We start from the raw sequence: 17,576 nt of genomic DNA on the forward strand, positions 1-17,576 counted from the left end.
ACCAATATTGCACTTAACTCATTCCGACCGGAAAATACATGAACAATAAAAAGGCTCCTCAAATGAGGAGCCTTTGTTTTAAGGAGCCATTTTACCAAGAAACCGGTTATCAAGAGCCTCTGGTTATCGGGCTGAACCGTTAACCAGAGTAGGGGGATTAAGCCTCTGCCGTTACTTTAGAGCCGCTCATCTTTTTAAGTGCTGCGTAGCCAAAGCCTGTTACTAGCGTACCTGCTGCAATCGCTACTAGGTACATAAGTACTGGAGAGATAGCGCCAGGAATCAGTAGTACGAATAGACCGCCGTGTGGAGCCATTAGCTGTGCACCAAACATCATTGATAGAGCACCTGTTAGTGCACCACCTGCCATACAAGCTGGGATAACACGCATTGGATCTTTCGCTGCGAATGGGATTGCACCTTCAGAGATGAAACATAGGCCAAGAACGAATGATGCTTTACCTGCTTCACGCTCGCCTGCTTCAAACTTGTCTTTCACTAGGAAAGTCGCAAGGCCCATACCTAGAGCTGGAACCATACCTGCTGCCATGATTGCTGCCATTGGTGCGTAAGTTTGCGAAGCCAGTAGACCAACACCAAACGTGTAAGCCGCTTTGTTTACCGGGCCACCAAGGTCGAAACACATCATTGCGCCTAGAATCACACCCAGAAGAATCGCGTTAGACGTTCCCATGTTGTTTAGGAAAGTCGTCATTGCGCTCATCACGCCAGATACAGGGCCACCCACGATGTAAACCATCACAAGACCAGTGAACAAACTCGCGATAAACGGAATGATCAGGATAGGCTTGAGGGCTTCCATTGACTGTGGAAGTTGAACCTTGTCGGCAATGAGTTTTGCAGAGTAACCTGCAATGAAACCTGCCGCGATACCACCTAGGAAACCTGCGCCCGTTGAGCTAGCCAGCATACCGCCAATTAGACCTGGAGCCAGACCCGGACGGTCGGCAATCGAGAATGCAATGAAACCAGCAAGAACAGGAATCATCAGTGCGAATGCAGAACCACCACCGATAGTCATCAGTGCTGCTGCCAGTGTGCCTTCTTCTTTAAACGCTTCGATACCGAATACGAAAGAGAGTGCGATGATCAAACCACCCGCAACAACCACAGGAAGCATGTGAGATACACCTGTCATCAGGTGCTTGTATACGCCTTTCTTCTCGTCAGCAGGCGCTGAATTTGAAGACGCTGTGTGTTGGTATGGTTTAGCTTCTGCGAATGCTTTTTCCATCTCTTGCTTTGTTTTCTTCAAAGCAGGGCTTGTTGTAGTTTTGTACAGCGCTTTGCCGTTAAAACGATCCAGAGGAACGTCGATGTCTGCTGCGATGATAACTAGATCAGCGTCTGCGATTTCTTGGTCTGTCAGTTGGTTTTTCGCACCTACAGAGCCGCGAGTTTCCACTTTGATTTGGTGACCTAGGCGTTTGCCTTCTGCTTCAAGCGCTTCAGCTGCCATAAAGGTGTGTGCAACACCAGTTGGGCAAGCGGTAATCGCTACGATTTTTTTGCTACCTGTAGCAGGTGACGTACCGGTCACTTCAACAGTGCTTTCAGCTTGAGAAGCGTCTAATACCGTTGCTTCTGCTACCGCTTTCTCTAGAAACGCTTTTGCATCTGCAGTGCATTCAGAGATAGCCGCTTGGTACACTTTCTTACCAACAAAACGTGCTTTATCAACATTTTTGTTAGTTGCGATAACTACAACGTCGCTGCTGTCGATAGCGTCTTGCGATACAGTTGAATCAGGTAACACGCTTGATTGACATTCAATAGCGGCGTTCCAACCCAGTGCTTTTGTCGCTTGCTCTAACAAGCCTGCTGCGATGATGCTGTTTGCTACGCCACTAGGGCAAGCTGTGATAATGGTAATATTCATAATAAACCTTTTGTCCTATTTGCTTGTGTCTAACTGGCTAGTTGGAGCACTAAGCGACTGTAATTGGATATTTTGTAGTACTGAATCCAGCTCTTGTTGGCTGGTGATGCCCACGCCTACCTGTGAAACTGCTAGAGCAGATAGGGCGGTTGCGAATTTAATAAGTTCTGGTTTCGGCATCTGTTGCATGTGACCCCAACATAGGCCAGCAACTAAGGTGTCGCCTGCGCCTACTGTGCTCACTACTTGCATACGCGGCGGTTGAGCATGTAACCATTCACCTTGGTTAAGCCACATCACGCCTTCTGCGCCAAGTGACACCACGATGTTCTCAATACCTTTTTCATTTAGGGCTTGGCCCGCGTGTTGGCATTGGTCACGAGTTGTCAGCTCTGCATTGAACAGCTGAGACAGCTCTTCATCGTTTGGTTTGATTAACCATGGTTGTGCATTGATACCGGCTTTAAGTGCGTCACGGCTGCTATCAAATAGAACCTTCTTACCTAAATCGTGTAAGCGTTGAACCCAAGAAGCGCAAAGCTCAGGAGAGATGCCTTGTGGCAAGCTGCCAGCAATGACGAAGTAATCGTGCGTTTCAGCAAGTTCTAATAGGGTTTCTTCGAACGCTTTAATCGCGTCAGCGTCAACAGGAACACCTGGGAAGTTGATGTCGCTTACTTGGCCTGAATTCTCTACCAATTTCACGTTAATGCGAGTTGCGCCATCAACACGGATGAAGCGGTCAGCTGCGCCCATCTGTTCAAACAGTTGGCAGAACGCTTCTTCGTTATTGCGACCAAGGAAACCTGTTACGGTCACTTTCGCGCCAAGCTCTGAAAGAACTTTTGCGACGTTTACGCCTTTGCCCGCTGCGTGCAAAGAGCCTTTGTTTACTAGGCTCACTGAACCCACGTTAAGTGCGTCGATAGCACCTGTCAGGTCTAGAGCAGGGTTAAGCGTTACAGTAACGGCTTTGATTTGTTTATCAGACATATCGACTCCTTAACCTTCGCCAAGGCCTGAAGCGATAGCTTTGCCAATCGATTCAAGTGCTTGTGCTGCGTCTTCACCTTCAGCAACAAACTGAAGCTGGTGGCCGTGTTTAACGCCAAGAGCGATGACTTTCATCAAGCTCTTCGCGTTCACTTCTTTTCCGTCGCCATCTAGGTTTGACACGCGGATTGTTGATTCAAACTTCTTCGCTTCAGCGACTAGCATTGCGCCCGGACGAGCGTGCAGGCCGTGTGCGTTTTTGATTTTGAATACTGCGCAGTTGTCATCGTCTTGAGACGCTGTAGAAACCGCTTCACCTTTCAGAAGGCCAATCACTTGCGCTGCGTCAGCTGTTAACAGTTGTTGCTGTTTACCTTCGAAAACCATCTTGCTTAGGTTTGCCAGAATAGATTGGTGCGCGCTGTTACAAGCTGCGAATGCGACTAATGCTTTCACTGGTGTGCCTTCGTATTCACAATGGTTCGCTGTTGAAACGAAAGATACGCCAGTGCGTGTTACGCCTTTGTCGCTGCCCAACAACCACAGGCCTTGGCCTAGGTGAGTTGGTGTTTTTGTTACTAGGTCAGCAACGAATGCGTTGTCTGTGCAACCTGTGTTCTTAAGTAGGCCACCCGCAACGGCAGACATTTGAATCATGTCGCTCGCAGGGAACAGTAGCTGAACTAAAGAAGCGTCTAGGTCGGCTTCTAGCTGAACTTCGCCGTTAAGTAGGGCGATGATTTCGTCTTCTGATTTAGCTTGCTTTAATTTCTCTTCAACACCGTCTGCCGCTAGAACCTTTGTTAGTTGCTTAAGAATGCCTAAGTGCTCGTCAGATTTCGCTGCAATACCAATTGCTACGTAAACACGGTTGCCGTCTGCCCAATCAATACCTTCAGGGAAGTGGTGTACCGCAACGCCTGTCTCTTTTACTAGGCCACGAGTATCCGTCGTTCCGTGAGGAATCGCGATGCCGTTACCTAGGAACGTAGAGTTCTGGTTTTCACGGTTCAGCATTCCGTCAACGTAACCAGAGTCAACTAAACCTTTAGCTGTCAGGTCGCCAGCAATGTTTTGGATTGCTTTGAATTTGTCTTCGGCAGTTTGGCCTAGAGTGATGTCAGATTTTGATAATTTAAGCATGGTGCCTCTTTAGCGTATCGCTTGAGAATTTGTGTATCGCTACGATTCAGTCTAGAGCAATATTTGCCCGCTGCTTTATGCTTGCTGAATCGGTTCAGCATTCAGTGTAAAAAAATTCAGCAAAGCCGATTTTGGTTTTCAAAATAGTTTTGCTGCGTGTCGTAATTCCAGTTTCGTTAACAACAAGAAGCTGAATCACGACAAATGACGCTCAATCCATTCAAAAGGATGATTGAAGTCACTTTTCAGATTTTGCTGAATCCTTTCAGCTTTCATACTGAATCGATTCAGCATATAATTCAACTAATCCAAGGATCAGAAGATTGGTTATATGATCCTACGCACAAAATACAGGTCACCCATATGACACTAGATGAGATTGCCAAACTAGCCGGTGTGTCGAAAACCACGGCCAGCTATGTGATTAATGGAAAGGCGCAGAAATACAGAATCAGTGAGAAGACTCAGCAGAAAGTAATGGCGGTTGTCGACCAGTATAACTACCGTCCAGACCATGCTGCTTCGTCGCTGCGTGCTGGGAATAGCCGTTCATTTGGTTTGATTATTCCTGACCTGGAAAACAGCAGTTACGCGCGTTTAGCAAAATTGATAGAGCAGAACTCACGTAAAGTGGGCTATCAAATCCTGATTGGTTGTTCTGATGATGACGCCGAAACTGAACGCAAAGTAGCGGAAGCGTTGGTGAGCCGTCGTATTGATGCTTTGCTGGTGGCGAGCTCTATGCCAGACGCTAACGAGTTTTACTTGAAGCTGCAAAACTCTGGCACACCCGTAATCGCGATTGACCGTCCGTTAGACGATGAACATTTTGCTTGCGTGATCAGTGAGGACTTTGAAGCCGCGTTTGAACTGACGCATTCAATCCTTGATGACAGTATTCACAGTGTTGGTTTGATTGGTGCACTGCCTGATCTGAACATTTCACGTGAACGTCAGTTGGGTTTTGAAGCGGCGAATAAAGCACATACTCAACAAACAGGGTTAACCGAAAACAAGCCGATGGTTGTCGGTTATGGCGAGCACTTTGACCGAGAATCAGGGCGTGAGATTTTTGAAGAGTGGATTGCTAAAGGCACAGTACCTGATGCGATTGTCACTATGTCTTATACCTTACTAGAAGGTGTGTTGGATGTGATGGTCGAAAAGCCAGAGCTGATCAGCCAAGTAAAGCTGGCAACCTTTGGTGATAACCGTTTATTGGATTTCTTACCTTTTAAAGTCCATTCATTGCCACAGCAATTCGAAGTGATTGCAGACAGCGCCTTTGCACTTGCTTTGAACGCGTCTGCTAAACGTTACCAAGCGGGTATTGAGTTAGTACCAAGAAGCTTAGTAAAGCGTGGCTAGCTCGAATTTTACGCTTAGCTAGAAGCCTCGCGTTTAGCTCGAACCTGTAATTAACTCGAACTCAGTAATAAGCCCATTTCTACAATGGCAACAATGCCGAGCAACAAAGCCAACACTTTCCAAAACTGGATTGGGTTTCGGTTTATCAAAGGTTGCTTGGCTTTGCTTTTCACCAAGCTTTGGTTTGGTGTGTAAAGGTCTGCCACAAAATCCCCTAACACTTGATGACGTTCGCTTGGCGATTCCGCGCAGGCTTTTTGTAACACTAAATCCACCCAACTTGGTAAGTCCGCTCGTTTCTGAGTTATGGGTTGGTATTCCCATTGATGGTGGCGAGATTGTTTAAGCGATTGGGCAGTCATTTCAGAGTAGGGCAATGCACCGGTTAGCATCTCATAGCCGATCACAGCGATAGAGAACAGATCTGAGCTGGTGGTCGCGCTGTTGTGCTTGATGGTCTCTGGCGCTATGTAATTGACCGCGCCTAATGGTGTGTCGTCTTTGTCGGTGAGCTCTCCCTCTTCAAGGCCTCTCACTAACACCGCACCAAGGTCGATGATTTTTACCTCACCATCACGTTGAATCATGATGTTTTCCGGTTTTAAGTCTCGGTGCACCATGTCTGCACGTTGTAATACTCGAATGCCTTGTGTGATTTTTTCTAGTATGTCGCGCACTTCATTGAGTGACGGCTTTGGATTGTCGTACATCCATTGTCTTAGGGTGATGCCTTCTACCCATTCGCAGATTTGATATAAGAATTGCGAGTTCTCTGGCGTCGGGTAAACCTTCATTACTCTCTTATTTTTCAGCAAGATCCCCGCCCATTGTTCATTAAAGAAAGCTCGAAGTTGCGAAGGGCTATCGTGATATTGAACGGAAGGGACTTTCAGCACGAACTCGGTTTGTGTATCTTTCTGTATTACACGATACACATGGCTTCTTGACCCTGCATACAACACCTCAAGTACCATGAAGTTGTCGATACTTTGCCCGAGCTTTAAAGCGGGTGGGATAGCACGTTTAGCCAGCTTCTCATGGAACTCAATCAGCGAAGGTTTAGGCAGATGGCTGACTTGCACAATCAAGCAGCTCACGTTGTCCGAGCTATTGTGGCTTAAAGCCGTGTTACAGATGGTTTGTGCCGCGTATTCGAAATCCGCTCCGGGTTTGTCGATGTGTTCCTTGAAGGTGTTGGGAGAGACAAACTCGTGCACGCCATCAGATGTCAGGATAAAGCAGTCGTTTTTCTTTATAGGTAGGGTTTGATAGTCAACGTTGAGTTGGTTGTCCATGCCTAAGGCGCGTGTTAGATAATGCTTCTGTCCCATATTTTTACGCGTGTGGTCGCGGGTCAGTTGGCGTAATTCTCCATCTCTTAGTAAGTAGATACGGCTGTCGCCCACGTGGAAGATATGCGCGGTGTTTGATTTGAGTATCACGCTGCTGAACGTCGAAACGAGGGCATTGTGGTTCACTTGTTGTGCGGGATGAATATTAGAAACAGACGTGTTGAAGAGCCAAGAATTGAGGGACGTTAAGACCTTTTGCGCCGAACGTTGGATGCTCCAGCTTTGGGGAGTTGCGTAATAGTCGTCGATAAACTGCATCACGCTGGTGTGACTGGCTTTCTGGCCGTATTCACTGCAACTTGCGCCGTCTGCTATGCAGGCAACACTGCCTTTCAACTCTTGCTCTGCGCGAGTTTTTGGGTGTTTTACAATGATGGCATCTTGGTTTTCATCTCGTACGCCTTGATTCGAATAACCACCAAACTTAAGCGTTAACTGGTTGTTGGATTCTGGCGTGATGACTTGCCCTTGGCTGAATGAAATTGTCATAACTGGTCTTCTTCTTAACTGCTCTTCTTCCCGCTTCCTTGACAGAACATCCTAGGAAGAACAAAAGCCCTAGTGAACTTAGAGCCTTTGAACGAAGCACCTAGCATTGATGTATCCGCTAAGGTGCTTCTCCCGACTCAATAATATCAATGCTTCATAGTACAGACCTAGCTTGAAACATTAATCAGCGTGACACTGCCATCGTCGTTTACTTCGGCGATTTGACCGTTAGGCTCTTCCATGAACAGTAGAGTCACAAAGCCAAGTACCGCTGTTGCAGCAATCACTAAGAAGAAGGTTTGGTAGCTCACGAATGACAACACAGTTAGGTAAACTACTGCACCCACGTTACCGTAAGCGCCCGTCATACCTGCAATTTGACCTGTCATACGACGCTTGATTAGAGGAACCGTTGCGAATACCGCACCTTCACCCGCTTGCACGAAGAAAGAACACGCCATCGCCGCAACAACCGCTAGCCATACAGGCCATGTGCTGTCGACTTGACCCATTGCGAAGTAACCCACAGCAAGACCAATCGTTAGAATAAGCAGTGTTGGTTTACGACCGAATTTATCTGAAATCCAACCACCACCTGGGCGAGACATTAGGTTCATAAAGGCATAAGCCGATGCAACCATACCAGCAAGAACCGGTGTTAATTCAAAGGTTTCAGAGAAGAACAGTGGCAGCATAGAAACCACAGCCAGTTCAGAACCAAATGTTGCGAAGTACAATACGTTAAGTACCGCTACTTGCTTGAACTTGTACTGGTGAATCTCAGGCACTTCTTCTTTAAATACGTTCTTGTTTACTTTCCAAACTTGCGACACTTCGTACACGTAAAGTGCTGCTAAACCTGCATACACAGAGTAAACCGCCATGTCAGACAACATGTTGATGTTGCTTGGTGATAGCTTCCAAGTCAGTAGCGCTAAAGCGGCATACATAGGGATCTTCATAATAAGTAGGAAGAAAAAGTCACCCTTTGATGTCACTTCCATTGCTGTTACTTGAGCAGGCTTGAAATAAGTCGAACCTTTTGGTGTATCTGACACGTTTTTGTAGAAGATAAACGAGAACGCTAAGCTCATTACGCCGGTAATACCGACCGCATAACGCCAGCCGTCTTCACCACCAAACGCTAGAGCGAGAGTTGGAAGTGTGAACGCCGCTGCTGCTGAACCGAAGTTACCCCAGCCGCCGTAAATACCTTCTGCAGTACCCAGTTCGTTGTGTGGGAACCACTCAGACACTAGACGAATACCGACAACGAAGCCTGCACCGATGAAGCCTAATAGGAAACGAGCAATCGCCGCTTGAATAAAAGAGTCTGCCATAGCAAACATAAAACAAGGGATTGAACAGACCGCGAGTAGCGAAGAGTAGACCAATCTTGGGCCGTATCGGTCGGTTAACATACCAATGGCGACACGCGCCGGAATGGTCAATGCAACGTTGAGAATAAGCAGTGTTTTGATCTCTTCAGTAGAAAGACCAAGTGAGGTTTTCACCATTTGCAGTAGTGGGGCAAAGTTGAACCACACAACAAAGGTGATAAAAAAGGCCATCCAACTTAGGTGTAAGGTTTTCATCTTACCCGTAAATGAAAGCAGCGAAAATTTAGTGTTATCCATGGTTTAAATCCTTTAAATCTGGAAAATTACCCGGTTTGTGCACCTGCGTTACTTCCGAACTTAGAACGCTTTTAATGTGCATAAACCCTGTGCCGAAATTGCGCACGCTAATAAGCGTTTGCATGATGGTGTCGGCGGTTTAGTTAACTGGCGATAGCAAGTGGTGCGAGAACTTGAACTTGTTCTCCTTGTTTGCGAACTTCAAATTTCACGAGCTTGAGCTCAGGCTGTTCAAGACATTCGCCAGTTTCTAAGTGGTAATGCTGCTTGTATAAGGGTGAGGCCACGTAAGGTTCTCCGCTTAATGAACCAATTATACCACGTGACATCACATTCGCCTTGCCGATAGGGTCGTAATTAGAGAGCCCATAAAGCGTGTCGCTGCGCTTGCAGTAAAAAATAGCCACTTGGTTATCGTCTACTTTGGCGCAAATTCCCCCGTTTGGGGTTAGATCGCTGGTGCTGCATACGGTTGTCCAATTTTCCATGACTTTCTCCTAGTCTAAAATTGAGTTTTTATTTTTTTATTGATGAACCTGATGAACCTGATGAACCTGATGAACCTGATGAAATTTATGAAACCTCAGTCACTTCGATTTGGTCTGCTTTAGCGAGCTTTTCATCGCGTTTTGAATTCGAAGCATCACTCAAGCTCGGCTTAGGAAAACGCTGCTCTCGCTCTTTGATGAAAGAGAGGCTAGTGTCCATTTCTTCACTGTTGATGTAGTGCTGGAAGCGCTTCATCTTCTCAGGGTTTTCAATGGTGGTTTTCCATTCACACTGGTACTTCTCGATGTTGAGTGCGATGTCCGCTTCGAGTTCTTCAGCTACGTTGAGCTTGTCTTCAATCACGACTTGCTTGAGGTATTCAATGCCGCCTTCGAGGTTCTCCATCCATACCGATGTACGCTGTAAGCGGTCTGCGGTACGTGTGTAGAACATCAAAACGCGGTCGATGTATTTAAGGAGTGTGGTTTCGTCTAAATCAGTGGCGAATAGGTCTGCATGACGAGGACGCATACCGCCGTTACCACAGATGTAGAGGTTCCAACCTTTGTCGGTGGCGATAACACCAATGTCTTTCGATTGGGCTTCTGCACATTCACGAGTACAGCCTGAAACCGCAAACTTGATCTTGTGTGGTGAACGCAGGCCTTTGTAGCGGTTCTCAAGTCGAATCGCTAAGCCAACACTGTCGTCGACACCGTATCGACACCAAGTGCTACCGACACAAGATTTCACGGTACGAACCGATTTACCGTAGGCGTGGCCCGTTTCAAAACCTGCATCAATCAGCTTTTTCCAGATGATAGGCAGTTCGTTAAGCTGTGCGCCAAACAAGTCGACACGCTGACCGCCCGTGATTTTGGTGTACAGGTCGAACTCTTTAGCGACTTCGCCTAAAACAATCAATTTATCTGGAGTGATTTCACCGCCAGCAATACGCGGAACTACCGAGTAAGTGCCGTCTTTTTGCATGTTGCCAAGGTAGATGTCATTGGTGTCTTGCAGCTCGATATGTTGATCTTCCAGGATGTAATCGTTCCAGTACGAAGCCAGAATCGAACCGACAGCCGGTTTACACACAGTACAGCCCAATCCGTTGCCGTGAGAATCTAACAGCTCGTCGAAGGTCTTGATTTTGTTGACGCGAATGATGTCGGTAAGCTCTTGGCGAGAATAAGCAAAGTGCTCACAGATATCGTTAGAGACTTCCACACCTAGGTTACTTAGCTCGCTATCGAGAACCTGTTTAGCAAGGGCAGAACAACCGCCACAACCTGTTGAAGCATTCGTGGTTTCTTTCAATGCAGCCATCGTGGTGCAGCCTGCTGAAACGGCCTCTTTAATATCGCCTTTGGTCACATCAAAACATGAACAGATCACAGCGCTATCAGGCAGAGCTTCAACACCCATTGCCGAACCTGAATCATCGGCCACGTTAGGTAAAATTAGCACTGATGGGTTTTCAGGAAGGGGCATATCATTTTGCTTGATTTGCAGTAGCGAACCGTAGGCTTCTGCATCACCGACCAATACTGCGCCGACAATCTTTGTGCCGTCAGCCGAAATGATCAGGCGCTTATAAACTTGTTCAATTTCATCGTTGTAGGTATACGATTGAGCGCCTTCCGTCTTGCCGTGTACTTCACCAATACTGGCCACATCGACGCCAAGCAGTTTGAGCTTGGTGCTCATGTCTGCACCAGTAAATGAAGCGTCGCTCGTTCCGTCAGAGACAATATGCGAAGCCGCGACTTTCGCCATGGAATAACCGGGCGCCACTAAGCCGAAGATCTTGTTATCCCAAAGGGCACATTCACCAATGGCGTAGACGTTTTCGATATTGGTTTGGCAGTGGTTGTTGATGACAATACCGCCGCGCTCGCCAATTTCGACATCAGAGCTTCTTGCTAACTCATCTTGAGGGCGAATACCCGCAGAGAATACGATCATATCGGTTTCTAAATGGGTGCCATCGGCGAAGTTCATGCGGTAGCGAGCATTTTCGCCATCGACTATTTCAGACGTCGCTTTCTCGGTATGAACTTGCACACCAAGGTCTTCAATCTTTCTGCGCAGTAGGGCACCGCCACCATCATCTAATTGAACCGCCATCAGGCGAGGCGCAAATTCAACCACATGGGTTTCTAAGCCAAGGTTTTTGACGGCGTTTGCGGCTTCTAAGCCAAGCAGACCACCACCAATCACCACGCCAGATTTGCTGACTTTGCTTGAAAGCTCGATGGCGTCTAAGTCTTCGATGGTGCGATAAACGTGACAGTGTTCTTGGTCGTTACCGGGAATAGGGGGAACAAAAGGGAAAGAGCCCGTCGCCAAGATTAGCTTGTCGTAACTTTCAACGTGACCACTTTCAGTGATGACTTGTTGATTGGCGGTGTCTAGCTTGGCAACCTTCTGGTTCAACAAGTAGTTCACGCCGTTGCTTTGGTAATACTCTTCACTGGTCAATGACAGGTCATCAGCGCTTTTACCATTAAAGTAAGCCGTTAGCTGAACACGGTCGTAGGCCAGCCTTGGTTCTTCACTGAAAGTAATCACATCAAACTCATCACTGTCTGATTGCAGGATGTTGTCGATAAATTTGTGTCCAACCATGCCGTTACCAACAACGACGATTTTCTTCTTGCTCATAATCCATTCCTTATTCTCGGCGTCACCATCACTAGCATCTAATTTCTAGTCGTTAGCAGATGAATACCGGGTTGAGATTCCACTCAATTCATAATCATCAAGAAAAACAAAAATGTTTTTTCTAAGTCTTGGTTTTTAGTGGAGCAAGGAGGATGCCAGATTACGGTTCGTTCATTTAAATAAAAGTTAACTTATAATTTTCAGTGGTTTAAAAAATAGAGGTAGCACGCAATTACCCCTAAAGTGGTATGTAAAATTTTTGTTAGATTTATATAAATGAGCGTTTGTGGTGCAACTTTCAGCAAGATGGTGCAAAAATTAAGTTTCTATCTTGGTTAAGTTCTAATTGGTTCATTGATGATATTTGTGTTTTTATTAAGTTGTTGTTTTTAAATGAAATTATTTGCTATGCATCAGCTGTTATTAAGTGGCGTGTTATTTGCTTGTTTTCACTTATTACAATTATGGATAATTGAGCGAGAAACGGATGACCGATTCAAACAGCGGCTGGATAAAATCGACCTGTGCTTATTGTGGTGTAGGGTGTGGAATAGAAGCGAGACCGACATCGCTAGGAAAACTAGAAGTACGTGGTGATAAAGATCATCCATCAAACTATGGAAAGCTATGTACTAAAGGGATCGCGCTCGGCGACACCGTCACGCCTTTGGGTCGTCTTACACAGCCTGCTCATATTCAGAATGAGCAAAAACAAGAGCTGGACTGGAACAGTGCCACTCAGTTGGTCGCAGACAAATTCAATCAAACCATCGAAGAATTTGGGGCCGATTCGGTTGCGTTCTATGTTTCTGGGCAGCTGCTGACCGAAGACTACTATGTTGCCAATAAACTGATGAAAGGCTTCATTGGTAGTGGCAACATCGACAGTAACTCTAGGTTGTGTATGGCTTCAACCGTGGTCGGGCATAAGCGAGCATTTGGCGCAGACACAGTACCGGTATGCTACGAAGATCTCGAGCAAGCCGATCTAGTCGTGATTACAGGTTCCAACCTAGCATGGTGTCATCCGGTACTTTTCCAAAGATTAAGAGCCGCAAAACAAGCCAACCCTGCATTGAAAGTCATCGTCATCGACCCGCGTTATACCGACACCTGTGAAATTGCTGATATACACTTGGCATTGGAATCAGGCTCAGACGTCGCGTTGTTCAATGGTTTATTGGGTTACCTCGATGATAACGACAAGCTAGATACAGACTACATAGAAAACCACACTCAAGGCTTTACTGAATCGATTCGATCTGCGACTCAATATCGTTATACAGAGTCGGGCTGGGGCGACAAAAGCGTTCCTGAGCTCACAGGGTTAACAGAGCAGCAGCTGAAACAGTTCTACAGTTTGTTTGCATCGAACGAGAAGGTGCTAACCATTTACTCCCAAGGCGTGAACCAATCGACACAAGGGTGTGACAAGGTGAATGCGATTATTAACTGCCATTTAGCCACCGGGAAAATTGGCAAGCCGGGTATGGGGCCATTCTCCGTAACAGGTCAGCCGAATGCAATGGGCGGGCGAGAGGTGGGTGGGTTAGCCAATACTTTAGCGGCGCACTTTGAATTTGGTGATCCGCAATCACACCAAACGGTGAGCGAGTTCTGGCAAACCGACAGCTTAGCCACACATGCGGGTTTAAAAGCGATTGATCTGTTTGATGCCATGAATGAAGGCAAAATCAAAGCGGTGTGGATTATGGCAACCAACCCAGTTGTGAGCCTGCCTGACAGTGAAAAGATCAAAGCGGCATTAGAGAAGTGCCCATTTGTGGTGGTGTCTGATTGTATTGCCGATACTGAAACCACTCGCTTGGCCGATGTGGTGCTGCCCGCGCAAGGGTGGAGCGAGAAATCGGGCACCGTGACCAACTCTGAACGCCGAATCTCACGCCAACGCCGTGTATTACCAAGCCCAGGGGAAGCCAAACCCGATTGGTGGATTCTAAAAGAAGTCGCACAAAAAATGGGATTCAAAGAGCAATTTGAGTTCCGCCACGAAGGTGAGATCTTTAAAGAGTATTGCGAGATGACAGCGCTCGGCAATGAAACAGGTAAAGCGCGTGACTTGTGCTTAATTGGACTCACGCAACTGGATGAAAAAGGCTATGGCGAACTCACTCCACAGCAATGGCCAGTACTTGAGTATCAACCTGAGATCATCGAACAGCGCATGTTCACCAATGGTGAGTTCTTTACCGAATCAGGCAAAGCGCAGTTTATTGCAGTTGAGCACGACAAACCGATTGCCGATACCAGCCTTGAATTCCCACTTATCATGAACACAGGGCGAATCCGAGACCAATGGCACACCATGAGCCGCACAGGCTTGGCGGCAGGTTTAGGTGAGCATACCCCTGAGCCTTTTGTTGCGATGCACCCAGATACCGTTTCAGAACTGAACTTGGATGAGTTTGGGCTAGATGCTTTCAACCACGCCACTATTAATCCAGTGGTGAAAGTGCGCAGCGCACAAGGGGAGTGCCAAGCGCGCTTAGTGGTGACCAAAGAGATGCGCCGTGAACAAGTCTTCATGCCGATTCACTGGAACGCACCCACCGCCAAAGACAGCAAACCATGCGAACTAATCTTGCCTCATACCGATGCCGCATCAGGTCAGCCAGAATTCAAACATACCCCAGTGATGGTTGAACCGTGTGGCTATCACAGCGAAGCCGCACTGGTCAGTGACAAGGTGATGGATTGCAGCGGCTTTGATTATTGGGTTCGCCAAAGAGTAGAGGGCGGTTTTCTGTATCGAATATCTTCCTCTAAGAACCCAATGGAGCTGGTTATTCAGCTTGCTAATACCCTCGATGCCTTGCCAGAACCTGACGCAGAAGCGATTAAATCACTCCATTACCACGGCAATAAATCATTCAAGAACTACGGCTCTGCCAAGCTGGGTCAGTCTGGCGTAAAGCAAGCCTTCGTGGTGAACAGTAAGCTAGACCATCAAAGCATCGACTGGCTGGTGGAGTGCTTAACCCGAGAAGCCGATGAAGAGTTCGAAGCCGAGTTTTTGAGTACCATGGCGAAGTAGTTACTACCTCTAACCTATTAATACCAAGAGTTAAGCGCCGACAATTACGTCGGCGTTTTTGTTTGAGAATACAACTTCCAAGATACAACCTTCATAGCCTGAACTGCGGTTCACTCACACATTGGTGAGTTTTCTGTATTTTGCAGAAACTATATGGGAAATTTCTGCTTTTCGTCATGTTTGATACAAAGATAAGTAGGTAAGATTATGTTATTAAGAGAGTTATTGGACTAAGTGTAGTGTGTCTTGGAAACTAGACAGAATTGTTTCGGGGACAAAATGCAGAATTATTCTGTCTAATATAGCTGTTAAGTGGCTAGTTGAGTTTTTCTGGAGTTTTATATTGATTATGTTTCATAACCACTCTAGAATGCCGTTCGGCTTATGGGCAGATTTTTAGTTCGCGTTTCGCGATCAGTGAAGAAATGGTCCGTTCGGATTGCCTTATATAGTATATCATATAGGTATTTATAGGATATATAGTGCGTAGGAGTGCCCATAAGCCACTAATTAGGGGTAATCAATGTCAAGATTAAAGCGTCTAAAGTCAGCATCAACAAAACCTGAATTTGCTAAAGTATTGGGTATTGATGCAGCTTTCCTTACTCGCTGCTTATATATCAACAAGCCAGAGAACCAATATCACCAGTTTTCCATTCCGAAGAAATCAGGCGGTGAAAGGCTTATAAATGCACCTTCAGAGGAACTTAAGAGCCTTCAAAAAAATCTGTCAATATTACTATTAGACTGCATTGATGAAATTAATGCGGAAAAATATCCAGATTCACAGTGGTCTAAACCGAAACTTAGAAAAAATGGTGATCCAGATTACGCTGCTGAAGTTCTTAAGATAAAAATTCCCAATGCGCAAGTAAAGCAACCTTCGTTATCTCACGGTTTTGTAAGAGAGCGTTCAATCCTAACGAATGCTATGATGCATGTCGGAAAAAAGAACGTCCTCAACATTGATTTAGAAAGTTTTTTTGATAGTTTCAATTTTGGACGTGTTCGTGGTTTTTTTATTAAAAACGCTAACTTCAATCTTAACCCACATATTGCAACAGTAATTGCTCAAATTGCCTGCTTTGATAACAAACTGCCTCAAGGTAGCCCATGCTCTCCTGTAATAACTAATCTTATTTCACATACCCTAGATATACGGTTAGCCTCGTTAGCCAAGAAATATAAATGTACTTATACGAGGTACGCTGACGACATAACATTTTCAACTAGGAAATCTGAGTTTCCTCCTCAAATAATGAGACAAAATGAAATTGGTTATGTACCGGGTAGATTGTTAAAGAGTGAGATAAGACGTTCAGGGTTTTCTATAAATTCTAGTAAAACTAGAATTCAATATAAGAACTCCAGACAAGATGTCACAGGTCTGGTAGTAAATAAAAAACCTAATGTGAAACAAGAATATTGGCGATTAGCACGGGCGAAATGTAATCAGCTGTTTAAAACAGGTAAGTTTACAACTATAAAAGATGGAAATGAAATTGACGGTAACCTCAATGAGCTTGAAGGGCAGTTAAACTTTATTGATCAAGTTGATCACTATAACCGGATGAGGCAAAAAACACCTTTAAGTACCGATTACACGCATGCGAAAGTTGGGAAAAATACTAAAGTCATACTTTCAGGTCGAGAAAAAACTTTTAGTAGTTTCTTATATTATCGACTTTTTTGCGGAAACGAGAAACCTACCATTTTATGTGAAGGTAAGACAGATAATGTTTATTTAAAGTCTGCAATCAGTGAGTTAAGTAAAGATTATCCTCAATTAGCGCACCGTAAAGGGGATAAGTATGAGCTTTTAGTACGTTTTGTCGAGTACTCAAAGCGAAGCCGCTTTTTATTAGAGTTATTCGGAGGGGCTGATTACCTGCGAGGTTTTGTGGATAACTTCGAAAAGAACATGAAGCTCTACGATGCCATAACACCTAAACATCCAGTTATTGTTTTTTTAGATAACGATGAAGGACCTCAACAAGTAGTGAATTTGTTGAAGTCAAAAAATTTTCAGAAAAAAATCGAATTGTTTCCATCTACTCTTGATAAGAAGGAGGATATTCGAAAGTCTGAATTTATACATGTTATCAAAAACCTATATGTTGTTTTTACACCGTTAGCTAAAGATGGCGGAGAGACAGATATAGAGTATTTCTTTGATGATAAAACGCGTTTAATGAAACACCCAAATGGTAAGTGTTTCAACACTGTAAAGAATCGGGACTCAAAAAGTGATTTGAGCAAAGATGCATTTGCTACACATATAGTCAAAGAAAACAAAACGAAAATAGATTTTAATGGGTTAAAGCCTCTTTTAGACTCTATTGTAAAAGTGATTAATCATTATGACTCTCTGAGGTAGTTTTCTGCAAAATGCGGAATAGCCACTTAACAAACGACTATGGCGTCAATGATTAATTTTTGGCAGTGTTTTCATCCCACATGGCGTCATCTCTCAGCATAGAGTT

At 45.4% G+C, this 17,576-nt stretch carries 10 protein-coding genes; 3 read left to right on the plus strand and 7 right to left on the minus strand.

Annotated features, from left to right (window positions below):
• Positions 1-157: 157 nt before the first annotated feature.
• Genes fruA through fruB form a run of 3 tightly spaced genes read right to left on the minus strand, consistent with a single transcriptional unit; the run spans position 158 to position 4,036 of the window.
• On the minus strand, positions 158-1,900 hold the full coding sequence (gene fruA, locus AB4133_RS00200; RefSeq protein WP_017060872.1) for a PTS fructose transporter subunit IIBC: 1,743 nt from the start codon (positions 1,898-1,900) through the stop codon (positions 158-160).
• Between the two features lie 15 nt (positions 1,901-1,915).
• On the minus strand, positions 1,916-2,893 hold the full coding sequence (gene pfkB, locus AB4133_RS00205; RefSeq protein WP_065584602.1) for a 1-phosphofructokinase: 978 nt from the start codon (positions 2,891-2,893) through the stop codon (positions 1,916-1,918).
• Between the two features lie 9 nt (positions 2,894-2,902).
• A complete protein-coding gene (gene fruB / locus AB4133_RS00210) occupies positions 2,903-4,036 on the minus strand; it encodes a fused PTS fructose transporter subunit IIA/HPr protein (RefSeq protein ID WP_372223749.1) in 1,134 nt (377 codons plus the stop codon).
• A gap of 363 nt (positions 4,037-4,399) precedes the next feature.
• Between fruB and cra the strand changes: the two genes are divergently transcribed.
• Complete coding sequence (cra, locus tag AB4133_RS00215) at positions 4,400-5,404, plus strand: catabolite repressor/activator (RefSeq protein ID WP_372148763.1); 1,005 nt, start codon at positions 4,400-4,402, stop codon at positions 5,402-5,404.
• Positions 5,405-5,454: 50 nt separating this feature from the next.
• On the opposite strand, the gene AB4133_RS00220 is transcribed toward cra, so the two are convergent.
• The 4 genes from AB4133_RS00220 to nirB all read right to left on the minus strand — a co-directional run bounded on the left by AB4133_RS00220 (position 5,455) and on the right by nirB (position 12,038).
• The gene (locus AB4133_RS00220; protein ID WP_372223750.1) at positions 5,455-7,245 is read right to left on the minus strand and encodes a protein kinase domain-containing protein; all 1,791 of its coding nucleotides are present in this window, start codon (positions 7,243-7,245) and stop codon (positions 5,455-5,457) included.
• A 167-nt stretch (positions 7,246-7,412) separates the two neighbouring features.
• Positions 7,413-8,882, minus strand: a complete 1,470-nt coding sequence (locus AB4133_RS00225) for a NarK family nitrate/nitrite MFS transporter (RefSeq protein WP_017102036.1) — start codon at positions 8,880-8,882, stop codon at positions 7,413-7,415.
• Between the two features lie 143 nt (positions 8,883-9,025).
• On the minus strand, positions 9,026-9,370 hold the full coding sequence (nirD, locus tag AB4133_RS00230) for a nitrite reductase small subunit NirD (protein ID WP_012600889.1): 345 nt from the start codon (positions 9,368-9,370) through the stop codon (positions 9,026-9,028).
• 85 nt (positions 9,371-9,455) lie between these two features.
• Positions 9,456-12,038, minus strand: coding sequence for a nitrite reductase large subunit NirB (gene nirB, locus AB4133_RS00235; RefSeq protein ID WP_372155171.1), 2,583 nt, complete (start codon positions 12,036-12,038; stop codon positions 9,456-9,458).
• 472 nt (positions 12,039-12,510) lie between these two features.
• Between nirB and AB4133_RS00240 the strand changes: the two genes are divergently transcribed.
• Positions 12,511-15,093: a molybdopterin oxidoreductase family protein gene (locus AB4133_RS00240; protein ID WP_372223751.1), complete on the plus strand. Its 2,583-nt coding sequence runs from the start codon at positions 12,511-12,513 to the stop codon at positions 15,091-15,093.
• 523 nt (positions 15,094-15,616) lie between these two features.
• On the plus strand, positions 15,617-17,470 hold the full coding sequence (locus AB4133_RS00245) for a retron Ec67 family RNA-directed DNA polymerase/endonuclease (protein WP_372223752.1): 1,854 nt from the start codon (positions 15,617-15,619) through the stop codon (positions 17,468-17,470).
• The last annotated feature ends 106 nt before the right edge of the window (positions 17,471-17,576 follow it).

Origin of the sequence: Vibrio sp. 10N.286.52.F8 (assembly GCF_041468745.1) — a bacterium.
Lineage (GTDB): Bacteria > Pseudomonadota > Gammaproteobacteria > Enterobacterales > Vibrionaceae > Vibrio > Vibrio crassostreae_C.